The organism is Veillonella sp. VA137 (assembly GCF_003992015.1).
Taxonomy (GTDB): Bacteria; Bacillota; Negativicutes; order Veillonellales; family Veillonellaceae; genus F0422.
Genome location: NZ_RQVK01000002.1, coordinates 1 through 20,176, shown reverse-complemented (window position 1 = coordinate 20,176; position 20,176 = coordinate 1). Strand labels below are relative to the sequence as shown.

The following is a 20,176-nucleotide window of genomic DNA, read 5'->3' as shown; positions in this document are numbered from 1 at the left end:
TTACCTCCTATCTTGCGTTTGCAATACCTTCATAGACATTACCACGAATGCCATCTACTGTTACCACTTGACCATTTGTCAATTGCGATTGATCATGAGCACCTAAAATAACAGGAATACCAAACTGAATACCTGCAATCGCTGCTGTCGATGTGTATCCTTCTTCTGCTGTAATAATAGCACCAGCTCGTTTTGCTAGTTCCATATATTCTGGTTCTAAATCACGAACTACTAGAATACTTCCATCTACCATAGGCTCTTTAGAGTCAGCGTGATGGATTGGTCCTGTTACAGATAGTTTACCAACTCCGCGACCTTTAATCAATACATTACCTGTGACATGAACACGAATCATATTCGTTGTGCCAGATAAGCCAGATGGCACACCAGCTGTCACAACTACTAAATCACCAGATTGAATCAATCCCTCTCCTAAAGCGGCACTCATAGCGCAGTGTACCATTTCATCTGAATTGGAGTGAGATGGTCCTTGGATAGCTGTTACACCCCAATATAACTGCATACGGCGTAAGGCGCTCTCATGTGGTGTTACCGCAATGATTTGGCAGTTTGGACGATGACGGGAAATGCTCATGGCTGTAATGCCAGATTCAGTGCAAGTAATGATAGCACCAGCTCCCAAAGAACGTCCCACTTCAACAGTAGCAGAACAAATAGCATCTGTGGTTTTCGCTTCTTCTAACGGTACTGTATGATTACTATTCACATATAAATCAGATGTTTCTGTTACTTTAGCAATACGAGCCATAGTGGTCACCGCTTCCAATGGATAGTCCCCACCTGCAGTTTCCCCAGATAACATGACCGCATCCGTACCATCTAATATGGCATTCGCAACGTCACTAGCTTCTGCTCTTGTCGGTCTTGGATTGGTTACCATGGACTCTAACATCTGAGTCGCTGTAATAACAGGCTTGGAGGCGGCATTACATTTTTGAATCATCATTTTTTGCAATACAGGTACTTCTTCGGCTGGAATTTCTACACCCAAGTCACCACGAGCCACCATTAATCCATCAGAGACTTCTAAAATGTCGTCTAAATTATTAAGCCCTTCTTCATTTTCGATTTTAGAAATGATTCGAACATCTGCCCCTTTGGATTCCAAAATACGACGAATTGCCACTACATCACTGGCCCGTTGCATGAAAGAAGCTGCTACATAGTCCACACCCATTTCACAACCAAATACCAAATCTTTTTCATCTTGTTCCGACACTGGCGGCAAGGATAAGGATACTCCTGGCACAGCCACTCGTTTGCGATTGCTCATCATACCTGTATTCATAACAGTCGTATGAATCTCCGTACCCTCGATAGAATCAATACGCAATGTCACTAATCCATCAGATAAGAGAATTTGTTTTGCCTCTTTCACATCTTCTGGCAATCCTGCATGATTCACGGAGCAAATCTCCTTCGTTCCTTCCACATCTCTTGTCGTCAACGTGAAAGCTTGTCCTTCTTCTAGGCACACTTTGCCTTCTTTAAATAAGCCAAGGCGAATTTCAGGTCCCTTTGTATCTAGCATTAATGCCACTGGAATCCCCGTTCTAGTAGAGGCTAAGCGAACGAGCTCCATACGTTTTGCTTGCTCTTCATGAGAACCATGAGAGAAGTTAAAACGTGCTACGTTCATACCTGCTCGCAATAAGGATTCTACCATTTCTAAACTATCTGTACTGGGTCCCATGGTACAAACAATCTTTGTCTTTTTATTCATTTCTATCTCCTTATAGTAACTCTACTGCATTGGCCCCTAGTAAGGCTTGCACACGCCCAATAGACTCTTTCGATGGGGTGAAATAAAAACTACGGTTCACCGCTAAGCTGCGCTTTTGACGTTGCAAGAATAGAGTAACTGGTATATCTCCTTGTAATTCTTGCAACAGCTTTTGTAATTGTTGGCTCACTTGCGGTGTATCATGAGCTGTATCAATATGAATACGAATCTGTCGTACTTTATCATATTCTACTTTCAATAACTGTACGGAACTAGCAATGCATTGCACACCTTTTTCATCTGCATCAATGCGTCCCTCAATAGCTACCACACCATCTCGTTGCAATAGCATATGACTTTTTTGATACCCTTGTGGGAATACTACTACTTGTACGGTGCCTGTGAAATCTTCCAAGGTTAAAGTGCACATTTTTTCCTGTTTCGCCTTCGTTAATCGATCCACTTTTTCTGTAATCAATCCACCAATCGTAACAGTTTTGCCATCAAAATCCTCTGGATTTTCTGCTAACCGACCTAATTGAAATAGTCCTTCCAATTCATCACGATAGGCATCTAAAGGATGGCCCGTAATATAAAAACCAGTATATTCCTTTTCATCTTTCAGCTTTAGTTCTTTAGGCAAGTCTGGCAAGTCTGGAACATGGATGGTTTCCATTTCCTCTACCTCCGCAAAGAGACTCACCGCCCCTAAAGCACTATTTTTTTGCCCTTTAGAACCAATTCCTTGGGCTTGTTCATAAATCTGTAACAGCTGATTTCGATTTTCTTTGAAAGAATCCATAGCCCCGCATCGAATTAAACTTTCCAACAAACGCTTATTGACCACACGGTATGGTATACGTTCGCAGAAATCAACAATGGATGTAAATTGCCCATTTGCCTTACGTTCTGCTAGTAATTCTTCGATCGCATTATCACCTACATGTTTGATACCACCTAAACCAAAACGAATTTGTCCATTTTGTACGGTAAACATACGCTCTGAATGGTTAATATCTGGTCCTAATACAGCCACTTGTTTCGCTTTACACACATTGATGTAATTCGTCATTTTATCCATATTACCCATAAAGCTAGTCATAGTAGCTGCCATAAACTCTGGGAAATAATGGGCTTTCAGATACGCCGTTTGATACGCAATATAGGCATAAGCAGCAGAGTGGGATTTATTAAATCCATAACCTGCGAAATATAGCAAGAGATCAAATACTTCGTTAGCCAATTTCTCATCGATACCATTATTCACAGAACCAGTCACAAAGGAGTCTCGTTGTGCTTTTAGTACAGATTCCTTTTTCTTACCCATGGCACGGCGCATTAAATCCGCTTGTCCCAAGGAGAATCCGCCCATGGCGGAGGCAATCTGCATAACTTGTTCTTGGTATAGGATAACCCCAAATGTATCCTCTAAAATAGGCTCTAATATAGGATGCAAGTAGGTCACTTCTTTTTCTTTATGACGGCGCTTGATAAAATCTTCTACCATGCCCGATCCCAACGGTCCCGGCCGATAGAGGGCCACTAAAGGAATTAAATCTTCAAAATGTTCTGGCTTCAAATCCATTACTAATTTTGTAATCCCTTCTGACTCTAACTGGAAGACCCCTGCGGTTTCACCTTTACATAAGATTTCACAGGAAGCCTTGTCATCTAATGGGATGGCATCCAAGTCTAAGTCGATACCGTGATTTTCTTTAATCAAGCGCAGTGCCTCGCCCATTACAGTCAACGTGCGAAGTCCCAAAAAGTCCATCTTCAATAGGCCTAGTTCTTCGATATTATCTTTATCATATTGTGTCACAAATCCATCTTCATTGGAATTTTGTACCGGCACATACTCATCTAATGGTGCTGCTGAAATTACAACCCCCGCTGCATGGGTAGAGGAGTTTCTAGCAATTCCTTCTAAACGCAAGCAAAGGTCAAATAATTCTTTTACGGATTCGTCTGTATCATACAAGTCTTTGAGTTCTTTTACTTCTAAGGCTTTTTTTAATGTAATGCCCAATTCATTAGGAATCATCTTAGCTAATCGATTCACCTCTGGTAAAGGCATATCTAATACACGACCTACGTCACGGATAACAGCACGAGCCGCTTCGGTACCGAAAGTAATAATTTGAGCCACTCGCTCTTGTCCATATTTTTCTGTCACATAGTCGATAACCTTATTACGAGTTTCATAGCAGAAGTCGATATCGATATCGGGCATGCTTACCCGCTCTGGGTTCAAGAACCGTTCAAAGAGCAAATCGTATTTAATAGGATCTAAACCTGTAATCCCTAATAAATAAGCTACTACAGACCCTGCTGCACTACCACGGCCTGGGCCTACTAGTACCCCATGTTCACGTGCATATTTAACATAGTCCCAAACGATGAGGAAGTAATCTTCAAAACCCATGCGACTAATAACACCTAACTCATAATCGAGTCGCTCTTGTAATACCGGTGTTACCTCCGGATAGAATTGAGGAATATAGGACTCACACACTTTACGCAAGTAAGAATGTGCTGTTTCCCCTTCTGGTACATCAAATTTCGGCAAATGGTGCGCATCAAAATTGAACTCTACATGGCAACGTTCCGCAATCTTCAAAGTATTATCCAAAGCTTCTGGAATATGACCAAAGAGTTCTTCCATTTCATCGCCGCTTTTCATGTAAAACTCATTACTGAAAAACTTCATGCGATCTACATCATTCCGCCTTGCACCCGTAGCAATACATACCTTAATATCATGAGCTTCCGCATCGTCTGCATAGACATAGTGAAAGTCATTGGAGCATACTAGACCTACACCATATTGCTCCGCCATCTCTACTAGCACATCTTGGACACGCAATTCTTTTGGGTCTCCATGATTCTGAACTTCTAAGAAAAAGTTCTCTTTCCCATAAGTCTCAATATACCATTCGAGGGCTCGATGAGCGCCCTCAATGTTGTCCTGTAAAATCAGTTGCGGAATTTCTCCTGCAATACAAGCACTTAAGGCAATAATTCCTTTGTTATATGTTGCCAATAATTCTCTATCTGCACGAGGTTTGCGGTAGAACCCTTCTGTAGAAGACTTAGACACGATTTTTACAATATTTTCGTATCCTTCCATGGTTTCTGCTAAGAGAATTAAATGCTTTAATCGTTCATAGGTCTTACCTTCAGGGCGGTCAAAACGACTGCCTTCGGTCACATATACTTCGCATCCTAAGATGGGTTTGATACCTTGTGCTATAGCCTCTTTATAAAAATAAATAGCACCATACATATTACCATGGTCCGTTAACGCTAGGGCAGGCATATTAAGTTCTTTCGCACGACTCACCATTTGTGGCAATCGGCTAATGCCATCAATGAGGCTATATTCACTATGACTATGCAGATGTACAAATGGTCTCATGGGCCCTCCTTACTAACGTAACACGGTATGCTTTCATTCCCTTTATTATATCATAATTTGCATATTTCAGTGTACCGTGAAAGCGTTTGTCATCTATCAATCCATGGATACTTACAAAATAAAAATGCCTATGTAATCTGTATAACAAACTACATAGGCTTTACATTATTTAATAAACTTTACTTCTTGGTAGATAGATTCTAATACTTCTTCTTTTTTCGCATTATACTCTACTTTTTTCTGTTCAAACCAGTTATTGCCTTCTGTATCAATGGATACAATTAAAGGACCAAACTCTTTCACACGACATGTCCAAAGTGTTTCTGGCATACCTAGCTCTCGCCAGTTAGCACTTTCAATTTCTTCCACTTCTGTAGCCGCTAGTACAGCATTGCCCGCAGGAAATACTAGATGCAAGGCTCCAAACTCTTTACAAGCACGTTCTGTATTCGGTCCCATACCACCTTTACCAACAATAAGGCGTACACCGGTCTCTTTTACAAAGTCATACTCAAATTTTTCCATACGCATACTTGTAGTAGGTCCTACAGACACCATTTCAAATGTGTCATCTCCCAGATCTCGGACGATAGGCCCCGCATGTAAGATGGCGCCATCCCGTACATCCACAGGCAATTCACGGCCTAATTCAATCAACCGACGATGCGCTACGTCACGACAGGTCGTAATATGACCTGTTAAATAAATGATGTCCCCTGCTTTAATACCTTCTAAATCTTTCCGCTGAATCGGCGTTGTTAATACTTTCTTTTCCATTAATATGTCACCCCACTATGCGATAGAATTGTACATTGTCCATCTTTATCAAATACCATATGACCTCTGCGGTGATTCCAACATCCCACATTAACTGCAACAGAAATAACCGATGGATGACGAGCCCCATGCTCAATATTGACGCCTAGCAAGCACTTATCTCCACCCATACCTTGTGGGCCAATATGCAAGGAATTAATCCCATCTTCTAGCAATTGTTCCATTTTTGCTGCTCGTTCATTAGGTGCTACGGAACTTACTGGTCTCATTAACGCTTTTTTTGAAAGTAATGCCGCTGTATCAATAGACGTAGCCACACCGACACCAATTAACAATGGTGGGCACGCATTTAATCCGTAGGATGTCATCAAATCTAAGACAAACTTTGCTACTCCCTCATAGCCTTCTCCAGGCATCAACGTTTTACCACTACCTGGCAAGGAACACCCACCACCTGCCATATAAGGAAAAATTTCAACATCATCTCGATCTGGCACGATATCCCATAAAATATAAGGTGCTAAAGTACCAATGTTTTTTCCAGTATTATATTCATCAAATGTTTCTACGCAATTATGTCGAAGCGGAGTTTCCTGTGTTGCTTGATACGTTGCATTTCTCAAGATACTTTCCAATTCACCAAGCAATGGATAATTAGCACCTACTTTCACCCAATATTGCAATACCCCTGTATCTTGGCAGGATGGGCGACTTAACTCTTTTGCTAACTTCATATTTTCTTTCATAGTCGCATAAATTGTTTTCGCTAGCGGATTTCGTTCATCATTTGCTAATTCTGTAATTTTTTCTTGCACATCGTCAGGTAATACTTTAGCAACATGGCCTACAAAATCACTAACGATCTTTGTCATTCGTAACACTTGTTCTTCTTTATTCATAGAAACCTCCTAAATTATGGGTAAAAGGGAAAGAATATTGGCAAAATAATTAATGACACGATTGTCACTATCACAATGAGAGGAACCCCTACTTTCACGTAGTCCATAAAACTATATCCTCCAATGTTGTACACCATGGTATTGGCAGGCATACCAATTGGTGTTGCATATGCACAAGATGCACCGATAACAGTAGCCATCAACACCGCTTTGGGATCTGCTCCCATAGACTGTGCTAATTGCAAACCGATAGGCACCAACAGTGCTGTGGCTGCCGTATTAGACATAAAGTTTGTTAACACAGCGGATAAGATAAAAATCACTGCCATCACAATGTATGGGCTTGGATTGCTACCTAATAACCCCATAATTGTATTTGCTACTACAGAACCCGCACCTGTTTTCACAAGAGCTGTAGCAATAGATAAGGAACCAACGAACAAAAATATTGTTTTCATATCAATAGATTTTACCGCCTCTGTTTCAGTCACCACATTCGTAGCCACTAAAATAAGTGCCCCAATCCATGCAGATACATACAGCTTAACACCAATTTGAGATTCAAAAATCATTGCTAAGATAGTACCTACCAATACCAATGTCGCCATCCATTGTTTCCATTTTGGTACATGGCTATAATCTTCCACTGTATCACAGGTAGAATCTACAGCACGACTTGGTTTGTCTGGCAATAATTTATATCCCAATAACAAGAAGTAAATAATACCTACCAGCAAAATTGGCCCACCAATTAAAGCATAATCAAAGAATCCAAAGGATAAGCCAATTTTTTCTAATCCTGCTTGTGCGATCATATTCCCTGGAGCTCCAATTAAACTAAGATTACCACCCATAGCCGATGCCAATACTAAGGGGATTAAAAATTTTGATTGATTAAATCCTGATTTTTGTGCAATCCCAATGGCAACAGGAATCAATACCGCTGCAGTTCCCGTATTAGACAAGAAGCCAGATAATAATCCTGTAATTAGCATAACTGCAACAATGAGCATTTTTTCAGTGCTAGCCATTTTTGTAACTACACTACCTACCACTTGTGCCACACCAGTTTCAAAGAATGCTGCACCCACGATAAACATAGCCATAAATAAAAGAACATTACCATCTACAAAGCCTGCAAAGGCCTCTTTAGGAGATAAAACTCCAGATAAGACTAGACCAACTGATACTAACATCGCCGTAATCGATAAAGGTATCTTCTCCCATACAAACATGACTATGGCAAACACTAAATAACATAACGTAATACTAACTGCATCCATTCCATTCCTCCTGAATCTCTAGTACCGTATCAATGTATGCCCTCATTATAGCTATTTACACAACTCCTCTCTATCCAATATTCATCATCATACAAAACTATAAAACTGTAGATTTTTCTTATATTTTTATAGTTTTAAGCATAGAATATATAAAAAAACACCATGTTATTACATGTAATAATACAGTGTTTTTCATCATTTAATATATTTACATTATTTTTATTATATAAAAATATACCTACATACATATTATTGCATATATGCAAGCAAAGTATACCTACCTCATTCTAGTGTCTGCAATAGCTGCTGTAATTCTTCTTTAACCCTCTGAACCTTACTAACAAGGCTTTGTTTCGTATATTCATTTTCCTCATACTTCATATTTTCCTTAGCAAGGCAGCTTCCATACATTGTTAATATCCCCTTAATTTCTGTATCATCAGAGCTAATATATTCTTTCCAATCTTCTAACACTGTATGACGCTCAATTCTCTTTGCCCGTTCACGATAGGCAGAAGGAGTTAGTTTAAAATGCTTTTTAAATGCACTATTAAAAGCTTTTACGTCAGGGAACCCACAATAACTTGCAATATGAATAACCATATCATCCGTATTTACCAATCGTATCGCTGCCTCACGCAATCGCATACGTGACACATATTCTAAAAAAGTAATCCCCAGCTGCCGTTTAAATAGTTGAGAGGTGTAGCTTTCAGTATATCCGCCTACATCAGCAATCGTTGCTAACTCAAGACGGTCGCGAAAATGTTCATCGATAAAATGAACCATCCGTTCAAAATTTTCTTCTTGATGCAATATCTTAGTGGATAATTGATTCTCGTATCGACTAGCCAGTATAATCTCATACACATTTGACAACACTGTATATATAACACCATCTACCTTCATGGTTTCTAGCGCACTAATGCTTATTTCTGCAGTATGATGATTCATAATATACGCTAACGATTGGCGAAGCTCTTTATACCTTTCAGCAATATTTATATCTTGTGTGGAGACTGACACAAATCGATACTTCATAAAATCCTGATCATACTGCAAAAACCATTGTGGTTCTACATGAAAGACGAGAGCAATCGTATCCTCTTCTAAAGCCAATGTAGCATGCCCACATTGTGATGAATACAAAATCATGTCATCTCGTTGTAATGTATAGGTCTGCCCCTCTACACACACTTCTAAAGCTCCCTTTAATACCCATAATAACTCAATATGATTATGCCAATTATAATGATAGGTAGAAATACGATATATGTGACTTTTAACCTGCAATAAACCTCTATCAATGGCATATCTAAAATATTTCATAGGAACCTCTTTATCTCTATAATTGTACATTACCTAACTCTGCTTATGTATAATATGCCTTCATCTCCGCTTTCACTTGCTGCCACGTTGGCAACACATCGCTCATAACCTTGTAAAAGCGTGACGAATGGTTCGCCTCGATAAAATGGGCAAATTCATGAACCATCACATAGTGAGCAAACTCTGTAGGGCCTAAGAGCAATCGTGTATTCATGGTGATAACTTCTTTTACAGGCATACAAGAGCCCCAGCGGCTTGTCATGTACCGCAATCGTAAGGTCGGTATCGGCACGGTATAGCCCGCTTGTTGAAATTCACCATGTACTTGTTGCGATAACTTCTCCATAAAGTCCTGACCTATAGATTTCCAAAAATTAAGCCACATCCGTTCTACTTTGCTAGCATCCAAGGTCTCGTGATTACTTGGGTAGCGTACCAACAATATGTCGTCTACCACCGTTACTGCATAGGTAGAGGCGTTCCCTCTCGACAGTTTTCTTTGTGATAGGCTTCCTTGTGCGCCCTTCCTTTTTGATGAACTACCTTTCAATGGAGAATCTGACGGAGTATCACTTAATTGACCATCCTGCGAAGATGTTTCCAAGTAGGCAGATACTGTGTGAGGCTTTTCTAGTACTACTCGATACATCTTACCCATCACAATGATTTCTGTATCTAAATCTGGTACCATCGGATGTCCACCTCTGTCCTTTCGATTTTGCAGTGCTTTTTCAATGAAAGCTCGATGACGACAGATAAATTCTTCAATCATTCCTAAGGGGACACGAGGAGAGGCAGACACTCGCACCACACCACTGGTGGTGACACGAAGATTCATGTTCTTCACGCGTTTTCTATGCAGTTCATAAGTAATGCTGCCATCTGGCAGTGTGCGAAGTTCTTTCATCCTATCTCCTGTAGTTCCTATATCATTACTAATGTATTACTTATATATCTATTATAGGCTTTCACCCCTATAAAACACAACAAAATAGAGAAAGCCATGGTATCCCACTACTTTCTCTATTTCTATGTACATAGACTATTCCTAGTCTAGTATATGTAATTATTTTGCTGCTTTTGCTGCTTTCGCACGAGCAGAACGATCCAAAATAGCTTTACGCATACGGATATTTTCTGGTGTTACTTCTACCAATTCGTCATCGTTGATCCACTCTAGAGCTTGTTCCAAACTGAAGATACGTGGAGGTGTTAAACGAACTGCCTCATCAGAGGAGCTAGAACGCATGTTAGTAACATGTTTCTTTTTGTTAGGGTTTACGTCCATGTCATTTTCACGAGCATTTTCGCCAATAACTTGACCCGTATATACTGGTACGTTAGCACCTAAGAATAAAGTACCACGGTCTTGTACAGAGTTCAAGCCATATGGTGTAGTTTCACCATCTTCAAAAGCTACCAAGGCACCACGAGTACGGCCTGGGATATCCCCTTTGTATGGTGCATAGCCATGGAATACATGATTCATGATACCATTACCTTTTGTAGCTGTTAAGAATTGTGCACGGAAACCAATCAAACCACGAGCAGGGACTACGAATTCCATACGTAAGTAACCAGCTAATTCAACCATGTTGATCAACTCCGCTTTACGAACACCTAAGTTTTCCATTACAGCACCCATAAATTCTTGTGGCACGTCAATAGTTAAATGCTCCAATGGTTCACATTTTTGACCATTGATCTCTTTGAAAATTACACGAGGTTTACCCACTTGTAATTCATAACCTTCACGGCGCATCGTTTCAATCAATACTGCCAAATGCAATTCGCCACGGCCAGATACTTTGAAAGAGTCCGGAGAATCTGTTTCTTCTACACGCATGGATACGTTAGTTTCTACTTCTTTGAACAAACGGTCACGTAAATGACGGCTTGTTACATAATCACCTTCACGGCCTGCGAATGGAGAGTTATTAACAGAGAACATCATGGACAATGTTGGCTCGTCGATAGAGATTGTTGGTAGTGCTTCTGGATTTTCTGCATCCGCTACAGTCTCACCGATATTGATGTCATCGATACCTACAAAAGCGATAATGTCGCCCATGCCTGCTTCATCTGTTTCTACACGATTTAAGCCATTGTATGTGTACACACGGCCGATTTTACCTTTACGAGTACTTTCACCATTCATCAACACCACTTGTTGATTAGTTTTCATACGGCCACGAACGATACGACCTACTGCAATTTTACCTACGAAATCATCATAGTCAAGGGTAGTTACCATGAATTGCAATGGACCATCGATGTCGCCTTGTGGAGCAGGAATTTCTTTGATCAATACATCGAATAATGCAGTCATATCTGTGGAATCATCTTCCATGGATGCTTTCGCAATGCCATCACGAGCAGATGCGTATACCACTGGGAAGTCCAATTGATCATCGTCTGCTTCCAATTCCATGAACAATTCTAATACTTCGTCTTCAACTTCATGAACACGTTGGTCAGGACGGTCAATTTTATTGATAACCACGATTGGTTTCAAACCTTGTTCCAAAGCTTTGCGCAATACATATTTAGTTTGTGGCATTGGGCCTTCAAAAGAGTCCACCAATAACAATACGCCGTCAACCATGTTCAATACACGTTCTACTTCACCACCGAAGTCAGCATGGCCCGGTGTGTCCACGATGTTGATTTTTACATCGTTATGCATAACTGCTGTGTTTTTGGAAAGGATCGTAATCCCTCTTTCACGTTCTAGGTCATTAGAGTCCATTACACGCTCAGCAACTTTTTCATTATCACGGAAAATATGGCTTTGTTTAAGCAATGCGTCTACCAATGTTGTTTTACCATGGTCAACGTGGGCGATAATCGCCACATTGCGAAGATTTTCACGAATCATTCTATACTCCTTTATCTACTTAAGTAGGATATTCCTAACATTTGTACAAATCGTACTACGACAGTCTATTATATACTTTATTTTAGGATTTTACAAGGAAATAGCTATACTTTCATGGCAATATCTCTACGGTAGTCAAACATTTGTGACAATAGATTACTTCACAATATGGCATCCCCAGCCACTATATTCTCCGTCAAACTCTTCTGCTAGATCCATAAGATACCAGACAATTCCATCGATATTTTCAAAAGCCTCTTCCCTACCAATGACAAGTACATATGGATGTTCCTTATCTATAACTTCATTGTTGCTCAGATCTTCTGATGAAAGTTTTATAAAACCGTCTTCCATTACTTTGGCTAAAAAGGCTTCTCCATTTTCTTCTGTTTTAAAGAGTAGGCAATGTTCAAGCACTCTCGGCACCATACTATCACCATCATTTTTAATATCCTCAATGAGCCTCATATTCATAATGCTTTGATATTCATATCTGTCAGGATACAGTCCATTAAAATACAGTTCCCAGTCCTCATCTTCAACGACTGCCAATGTATAGGCATAGTCAGGGAAGTTTTCTGACATCATCTTAGAAATTGCATTGTCGTACCCCAACTCATTCTTAGCATACGCAAAAATATGTGCTCGTTCATCGCATTTCACAACGCCTACTAACATATCTCCATGTTGTTCAACAATCTCTTCTACAGCGTCTTCTATATGATATACATATTCCCCTTCTTCTCTTGTAGGAAACCCGCTGTCATCAGCATTCTTATATAATATTTGTAAATGTAATCTTTTAGGATAGTTTGCAGTATATTCAAAATCCCTAAGAGCTAAATTGACTCTAATCACAGCCGGCAAGTTGTAAGCAAATGCGTTGCATAGATAAACGCCCCAGTCTTCATCAATGTCAGCAGTTTCTTGAACGATCACTTTCTCCGTAGCCACATTTACTCTTTTTTCTATTTCTTCTTTACACTCTTTTACTACTTCCAATGCATTTTCATCCTCAGGATCTAACTCCGCCCAACGCAAGGCATAAGGAATCGCTTTTTCTTCCTCATGAGTTAAATATTGATAGGCATATGCCATACGCATATTCCATTCAGCTTTATCTTGCCCCTCATCTCTAACTGAATTCAAAATATCTATCGATTTTAATAAAAATTTATCGCCAATAAAACTAGGTGTTCCTTGATCATCATTTCCGATAATCGCAAAGTTTTGATACGCACGAGCAAGCTGATACCATACTTGGTAATCCCGTTCTTCCATAGGGATGCTTTCCAATGCTGTCATACATTCCGTATATGAATCTTCATCTGTAAGCTTTTCTATATACGCAAAAAATTCTTCACGATTTTCTGAGTTCCATTTCATGTTAAGTTACCTCCGCTTTTTATCGTTTATCCAACATTAAAAATATAACCCCACAAATGACAAGCAACAATCCACATATTCCTATAAAGACTCTATATCCTTTCTCACCCCACACTTCAAAAATAAATGCGTGCCTTGCCTTATCTCCGACTGTAGCTTGATACACCCATTTCCAATCTCGTATAGCACCGATTAAAAATAGTAATCCACCTGCTATCAAGACATACTGGTAATGTACTGTTAACCATTCAAATACTTCATCCATATCGTTTATCCACTTCCTCCATCAAGCATTTCTCTCATTATTTCTCTTTTTCACACGCTAAGATTCTTCATTCAAGCGCCATTCTCTCAACTTTTTAGAAGATTACTTTTTCTTTTTTACCGCCGATTGTAAAAGCTCTCGTATTCTCCTTCAAATACAAACTTTTCAGGGTGAGATTTGATGTAGTTTAGTTCGTTTTCTTCACCTTCATAATCATAAATGAAATCATCGGCTTCATCTAATATCTTAAAAAATTCTTCTCCGTATTTTTCTTCCAACATTTCTAGCATATGATATCTTTCTTCTCTACCAAACGATATTGTCCCACCACAATAGTCTACAACTTTTTGAAAATTACCTGCATATTCGTTCATTCCAAAATGTTTGAAACCTTTTATTGCATCTTCCCAAACTATCCCTGTAGGATTATATAAAAACTGATGATGACCTCCATTATTTACTTCTACAAAATACCAAGTAATGGCTAATAAATATCTTTGCTCTAAAGTGAAAGTCTGCGCTGATTGAATATACTCATCATATCCATCATAAATATTAATTGTTTCCCACATTGGATCAACAACATCATAATAAGAGTTTTCATCTAAACTTTTAATATTTTCTATGGTAAGCTTTGCGTATTTTAATTTCTTTTCTGTTTCGCCCATTCATTTGTCTCCTCTATATTTTCATTTTCTTAATTAATATATTCAAAATATTTCTCTGTTAAAATAGGAGGTTTCATATTTTACCTCTCGTAATTGATAAACTTATGCAAGTTCTAACTTACAGATAACTCTTTTGGTATCCAGTTCGTCTATAGCAGTAATTTTTATATAATCAAATCCATTTCTCTTCACTTCTTCAAAAGAAATTTTTTCTCCGTTAATAGTTTCTGTAAAGTCATCTTCATCAAATTCAAAATCTTCTTTCTCTTCATCAAAGTCAATGCTATAGGCAAAATCTATTTCAATGTTAGAGTTTGGAATTTCTAATTTAGAAAGTGAACGTTTTTTGATATCTTCTAAATGTATCTCATCACAGAACATAGGGTTGTATCCATATTTACCTCCATCATAGAGTAAAATTTCTTTTCCTGTATGTATACATTTTGCTACTATCATGCAAGGATCGCTAATCTCATTTTTTTCATCATACATACCACAAATCATATGTTCTTCAAAAAGTGAACCATAAAAATAAATTTCATACAGTTCGTTGGTATCTCCACTTTCTAAGTTGTTGCAAATACTAATACTTGTAAATGTATCATCTATATTTATTATATTGTAATTTTCTTCTTTAATATAAGTTGGTACTCTCACTTTGTTTGCTCGCTTAATTATCATAGCGTTATTAAATACGTCATCATTTCTACAGAATGTCTCAGATACCCAAAGCCTCAAATGTTTCCTGAACTAGTTTCATGACTAAATCGTATATCTACCACAACTAATTATCAAGTTCTATTTTTCTAACTATTTCAGCTGATCCATTCTTACATAAACTACAGCGATGATAACCACTTCTATACGTTTCCATTATAGTCCTCGTTCTAGCTCTTCAAATACTTCTGCAACAGAATACGTTTCCCCTCGTAGTGCCTGGGAGTACCCTGTTTTCATTAAAGCATTAAATGTACTTTCATCCATATTCTCATGTATCGGTAACTCTTTAGGTATTGTTAAGGGAAACGGAATACCATTATTTAAAATAATTTGTCTATAAAACATATCAATAGCGGCCGCACGAGAAATGCCTATAGTCTCTAAAATTTGTTCCGCTTGTTGTTTGATATGCTCATGGATTCTTACATTTACATTACCTGTCTTTGCTGTTTTCAAACATTGCAACTCCCTCCCTATACAAATTTTTCTAAGTTGAACAGTTAATAGATTGACACTAAAACGGCGCTCTCTTGTGCCGCCATTTTCTCATAAAATTTTTTCAAACTTTCAAATGAGGTTCTTAAATCATCTTTAATTTCATCTGCTTCATCTTCGTATTCCCAAATATTAGGGTAAATATCGTTTTGGTGAAACGCATTCATATCAAATTTATCAATATATGTTTCAAAATCAAGCTCTTGCAATGCCTTTGCAATTTCTTTCACTCTATCAGTTTTCGTTCCAGATATAAATTCTTCAATTTCTTCCCCAGAAATATTGAACTGGCCTACAATCGCTTCGCTGATTAAATTATCTTTAATCGGTTCGCCGGCAGATTTTCCTGTCAACAAAAAATGAAGTGCGTCCCACATTTTATCTATATCACATATTTCTAAGTTCTCATTATCCTGTGCTTCTTCCACATCATCAAGACACATACATTTTTCTAATTCAATGTCAGTAGTTGACTGATAATTTGCAATCAATCCCATTTATTTTTCCTCCATATTTTACCGTATTGTTCTTTACTTCCGTCCCCGCTGTGGATTTGGATTTTTCAGATTGCCATTGACTGGCTCGGCTGGCTTTGCTATCTGCTCAACAAGCTGAGATTTATCATACATAATCCACATTTTTATATCTGGCTGTAACAAAAGCCGAAAGATACACCAAAGGTATATTCCATTCACCAGATAAATAAATCATACATTGAATTCTATCCCCCTTAGAATTTGTCGCCATAAATTCATATCGTCCTATTTCTTCATTAGTCGAAATACGCTCAATATCTGCCGTATATGTTTTTTCAAAAAATGTATTAAATTCCTCCCAAATAGTCTCTACATCATCCGGTGATATTTCAACTTTTGAACGATATTCTAAACCTGTTTTACATCTCTTTCTCTTATCCTTTTCAAATCATGATTTCACAAACGTGGATTATTTATCCACTCATAGGCCTCTTCCTCAGAAATCTTTTTATTCAATCTATAAAAATACTTTCCATCAGTTGAAATCTTTCTCTTATCATCAATGACCCGCCAGTTCTTTGGCGAAGCCCCTGGCAAAAGATTTTTCCCATAATAGACATTGCTTTTGTCCCAACCAAAATATCCATCCTTATTAGACACAAAACTTTCAGGATCAGCTTTCTTTAAAATTTTAATCTTACCTTCATAGTTTTCGTAATAAACCTGCTTGCTGTCTTTCGCAAAGCCATAAGGAATATGAAGAATTTCAGTATATTCCTTGCCATCAGTCAATGTAATTTTAATTTCAGATAGCCAAAAACCATCGTCGCACACATCAAAAGTTTTAGGATCTGCTGGTTCAAAACGGCCAGATATAGTCCATACAGTCTTTCCATCAAAAGCATAGCTATAGTTCAAGGCTTTAAATGTCTCATTGTTAGCACCGCGTAGTTTGGTATCATATAGATAACAAGATTTACTATCTTTTGCAAATGTGCCATTAAACACTTGAAAATGTTCTACATCTTTAGAGACAAGTCTATGCCTCCAGTACACTGTTTTTCCATCAGACCAATAATGCAAAATAGCCTTTTCCTCTTGATCATAAAACCTATGGTCCTTGTTAATATCAACGAGTGTATCAAAGTCTACATCAATGATTTTAACTGGTTTAGATTTAGACCCTACTCTTACGATTTCCATAAATTCCTCCATATTTGTCTTTACCTGCTCAGATACCTAGATAGTTTCTTCTCAAGAAATTCATTCATATCATTGCAAAGCTTCTTTACTTTATTCTGTTCATGGGCATAGTACCAAATTGTTTCTTCATCATGACAAAGCAATAGCTGATCTCCGTCTGCCTCTTTCCAAAACTCTCCAAGAACCAAATATTGCTTCTCTTTTATTTCCATTGAAAACATTTCGTTTAGCACAACTTTTATGCCAGTTGAAAGATCAATGCCGCTTGTGATTAAGAAAAACCTTTGTACTTGTTCAGGAAAGGCAAAACTTAATTTTTCTTCTGCTTTCCGAATTTCCTCTTGTGTAGCACCTTGTTTTATAACGTCATTTTCATCAAGAGATTTCACTAAAGCATTTGTAAACTTTGGATAATGCTCAAACAAATTTGGATGCTCTTCTTTAACCTTCTTTTTCTTTTCTTGCTCTCTTTTTTTCTTATCCTTACAATAGACATCCAGCTCCTCTAAATATTTCTCTTGATACAGATTGCTTTTAGAAAAAGGTAGCCCTTTCCTCTCCAGTATGGCTATGGCTCCTTTTTGGCTTGTTAAAATCGGCACCCAGAGGAAATCATGGTCTTTTGGCTTAAGTCTTAAAAATTCTCCCCTATTTAAAACCCTCTCTAATTCATGTTCGTGTTTTAGCCACCAATTTTGATAGCTTTCAGGGGTTTCCCTGCCCTCTACCAAGGAAAGTAGCTTCTCATTTATAGCTTCCATCATCATATCCCCTCACAAATTCAAATTTGTTTCCATCTCCCAATAAACTGAAATTATCACTTTAATACTTAAGTATATAAAATCCCCATACATTATTACTAAATTCACCAGCAGCAAATTTATGAAGTTCATCGTTAATATACACAACATAAATAGGAAACCTACAACTCTGATGATATAGTGGCTCCGTTACTGATACGTATTCCCCTGTTTCATGCCAGTCATACTCAAAAATATTTGTATCAAACAGAATTACATTCCCTTCCACACCTGCAATTTCAAATTGCCATGTCATTTGTTTGTATTTTTTCAATTTTAATCCCCCCACTCAAGTTCAATTTTGATTCTATACTATCTATTTAACTAACACATAAGATCAAGCCACTCAAGAAAGTTCATGCTTGCACGCTGTGGTTTCCGATTTATCATTCAGGAAGTTAAATAAGAAATGCTTATTAATATAACTACTTAATCCTAGTGCCATCTGGTAATATAATATCGCCTTTTTCTCCACTCACATCAAAAAATCCCACATTATGTTTTTTAGCTAAATCTCGCATAACTTCATACGCTTCGTCTGCTACAGACCAAGGAAAAGCTACATAAATTACATCATATCCTATACAGTAATCAGCCATACGCATTTCCAATTTTTCAGCTTCATCATCATCAAGATTATCAAAATTAGGTGCATATTCTCCATTCATAGGTGGAAAATTTTCTTTCATTTCCATAAACCAATTTTGCAAATCAGAAGAAGATACCCCTATCGTTTCATAATCATGTTCTTCTTCCCATTCTGTTTGCTTATCATACCAAACCATAAATTGTTTTTTTGTATTAGGTGCTTTTGTTTTTTCAAAAACCATTAAATCATAACTCATACTTAGTTTCTCCTGTTTCTCAGTTTGCTACTTTACCTTTTCACTATGCATGTAGATCGCATAAACTTCAAATTTTGTATTAAGTTTCTATATTTCCATAAACGTTTTCTTGATTTCAAATAACTCTTTCATCTTTCTTTCAAATACTACTTCATTCATTCCATTATTTTGTTTCAAATAAACTGCCAAATCGTCTGTCCCAAATTTTAATTTCATCAGGAATATACCATATTTTCAAGCCTAATAACTCGCCAATCACTCGCTCAAAAATAGCATTACTTTTTCTTTTTTAACGCCGATTGTAAAAGCTCTCGTATTCCCCTTCAAATACAAACTTTTCAGGATGAGATTTGATGTAGTTTAGTTCGTTTTCTTCACCTGTATAATCATAAATGAAATCATCGGCTTCATCCAATATCTTAAAAAATTCTTCTCCGTATTTTTCTTCCAACATTTCTAGCATATCCCATCGTTCTTCTCTATCAAAGGAAATTTTTCCACCACAATAATTAATTACTTTTTGGAAATTAGCTGCAAGCTCTAGCATTTCAAAATATTTAAAACCATTTAACACATCTTCCCAAACAATTCCTGTAGAGTTGTAGAAAAATTGATGATGCCCCCCGTTCATTACTTCTCCAAAATACCAATGAATAGCACATAAATATCTTTGTTCTAAAGTAAATCTCTCTGACGTTTTTAAATATTTATCATATCCTTCATAACCCTTAATCATATTGAACATGGGATCACAGATATCCCAAGACTCCTCAATATTTAGAATGTCCTCTATGGTAATCTTTGCGTATTTTAATTTCGTTTGTGTTTCACCCATTTCATTTGTCTCCTCTATATTTGAATACATTTCAACTTGTCTTCATTGCTTAATTTTCAGAATTCTTCTTTCGTCGGTGCCATATTTTACCTCTCGTAATTGATAAACTTATGCAAGTTCTAACTTACAGATAACTCTTTTGGTATCCAGTTCGT

At 37.7% G+C, this 20,176-nt stretch carries 20 protein-coding genes; all 20 read right to left on the bottom strand.

What is annotated here, in order from left to right:
* Nucleotides 1-7: 7 nt before the first annotated feature.
* Complete coding sequence (pyk, locus tag EO116_RS01270; protein ID WP_127160310.1) at nucleotides 8-1,744, bottom strand: pyruvate kinase; 1,737 nt, start codon at nucleotides 1,742-1,744, stop codon at nucleotides 8-10.
* A gap of 10 nt (nucleotides 1,745-1,754) precedes the next feature.
* Nucleotides 1,755-5,162, bottom strand: coding sequence for a DNA polymerase III subunit alpha (locus EO116_RS01265; RefSeq protein ID WP_127160309.1), 3,408 nt, complete (start codon nucleotides 5,160-5,162; stop codon nucleotides 1,755-1,757).
* Nucleotides 5,163-5,327: 165 nt separating this feature from the next.
* Nucleotides 5,328-5,939, bottom strand: coding sequence for a L(+)-tartrate dehydratase subunit beta (ttdB, locus tag EO116_RS01260; RefSeq protein WP_009352944.1), 612 nt, complete (start codon nucleotides 5,937-5,939; stop codon nucleotides 5,328-5,330).
* The gene (gene ttdA, locus EO116_RS01255; protein ID WP_009352839.1) at nucleotides 5,939-6,838 is read right to left on the bottom strand and encodes a L(+)-tartrate dehydratase subunit alpha; all 900 of its coding nucleotides are present in this window, start codon (nucleotides 6,836-6,838) and stop codon (nucleotides 5,939-5,941) included. The genes ttdB and ttdA overlap by 1 nt, the downstream gene beginning before the upstream one ends.
* Nucleotides 6,839-6,852: 14 nt before the next feature.
* Nucleotides 6,853-8,121 (bottom strand): SLC13 family permease, encoded by a 1,269-nt coding sequence (locus tag EO116_RS01250; RefSeq protein WP_127160308.1) that lies wholly within the window; start codon nucleotides 8,119-8,121, stop codon nucleotides 6,853-6,855.
* 282 nt (nucleotides 8,122-8,403) lie between these two features.
* A complete protein-coding gene (locus tag EO116_RS01245) occupies nucleotides 8,404-9,450 on the bottom strand; it encodes an AraC family transcriptional regulator (protein WP_164726026.1) in 1,047 nt (348 codons plus the stop codon).
* A gap of 43 nt (nucleotides 9,451-9,493) precedes the next feature.
* On the bottom strand, nucleotides 9,494-10,357 hold the full coding sequence (locus EO116_RS01240; RefSeq protein WP_127160306.1) for a M48 family metallopeptidase: 864 nt from the start codon (nucleotides 10,355-10,357) through the stop codon (nucleotides 9,494-9,496).
* Nucleotides 10,358-10,516: 159 nt separating this feature from the next.
* On the bottom strand, nucleotides 10,517-12,328 hold the full coding sequence (gene typA / locus EO116_RS01235; protein ID WP_127160305.1) for a translational GTPase TypA: 1,812 nt from the start codon (nucleotides 12,326-12,328) through the stop codon (nucleotides 10,517-10,519).
* A 156-nt stretch (nucleotides 12,329-12,484) separates the two neighbouring features.
* On the bottom strand, nucleotides 12,485-13,714 hold the full coding sequence (locus EO116_RS01230; RefSeq protein ID WP_127160304.1) for a DUF695 domain-containing protein: 1,230 nt from the start codon (nucleotides 13,712-13,714) through the stop codon (nucleotides 12,485-12,487).
* Nucleotides 13,715-13,733: 19 nt separating this feature from the next.
* A complete protein-coding gene (locus EO116_RS01225) occupies nucleotides 13,734-13,979 on the bottom strand; it encodes an immunity 17 family protein (protein WP_127160303.1) in 246 nt (81 codons plus the stop codon).
* Between the two features lie 116 nt (nucleotides 13,980-14,095).
* Entirely contained in the window at nucleotides 14,096-14,647 is a 552-nt protein-coding gene (locus tag EO116_RS01220) for a DMP19 family protein (protein WP_127160302.1), read from the bottom strand.
* 102 nt (nucleotides 14,648-14,749) lie between these two features.
* The gene (locus tag EO116_RS01215) at nucleotides 14,750-15,328 is read right to left on the bottom strand and encodes a hypothetical protein (protein ID WP_206168307.1); all 579 of its coding nucleotides are present in this window, start codon (nucleotides 15,326-15,328) and stop codon (nucleotides 14,750-14,752) included.
* A gap of 192 nt (nucleotides 15,329-15,520) precedes the next feature.
* Complete coding sequence (locus EO116_RS01210) at nucleotides 15,521-15,823, bottom strand: type II toxin-antitoxin system RelB/DinJ family antitoxin (RefSeq protein ID WP_127160301.1); 303 nt, start codon at nucleotides 15,821-15,823, stop codon at nucleotides 15,521-15,523.
* A gap of 44 nt (nucleotides 15,824-15,867) precedes the next feature.
* Complete coding sequence (locus EO116_RS01205; RefSeq protein WP_127160300.1) at nucleotides 15,868-16,359, bottom strand: YfbM family protein; 492 nt, start codon at nucleotides 16,357-16,359, stop codon at nucleotides 15,868-15,870.
* 435 nt (nucleotides 16,360-16,794) lie between these two features.
* Nucleotides 16,795-17,541 carry a DKNYY domain-containing protein gene (locus EO116_RS01200; protein WP_164726025.1) on the bottom strand — a complete coding sequence of 249 codons (747 nt, stop codon included), beginning with the start codon at nucleotides 17,539-17,541 and terminating at the stop codon, nucleotides 16,795-16,797.
* A 20-nt stretch (nucleotides 17,542-17,561) separates the two neighbouring features.
* A complete protein-coding gene (locus tag EO116_RS01195) occupies nucleotides 17,562-18,308 on the bottom strand; it encodes an SMI1/KNR4 family protein (RefSeq protein WP_127160298.1) in 747 nt (248 codons plus the stop codon).
* Nucleotides 18,309-18,363: 55 nt separating this feature from the next.
* Nucleotides 18,364-18,630, bottom strand: coding sequence for a hypothetical protein (locus EO116_RS01190; protein ID WP_240629089.1), 267 nt, complete (start codon nucleotides 18,628-18,630; stop codon nucleotides 18,364-18,366).
* 136 nt (nucleotides 18,631-18,766) lie between these two features.
* Entirely contained in the window at nucleotides 18,767-19,186 is a 420-nt protein-coding gene (locus EO116_RS01185; RefSeq protein WP_127160296.1) for a hypothetical protein, read from the bottom strand.
* A gap of 87 nt (nucleotides 19,187-19,273) precedes the next feature.
* Nucleotides 19,274-19,402, bottom strand: coding sequence for a hypothetical protein (locus EO116_RS08695; RefSeq protein ID WP_255416480.1), 129 nt, complete (start codon nucleotides 19,400-19,402; stop codon nucleotides 19,274-19,276).
* A 73-nt stretch (nucleotides 19,403-19,475) separates the two neighbouring features.
* Complete coding sequence (locus tag EO116_RS01180; protein WP_206168306.1) at nucleotides 19,476-20,021, bottom strand: DMP19 family protein; 546 nt, start codon at nucleotides 20,019-20,021, stop codon at nucleotides 19,476-19,478.
* Between the last annotated feature and the right edge of the window lie 155 nt (nucleotides 20,022-20,176).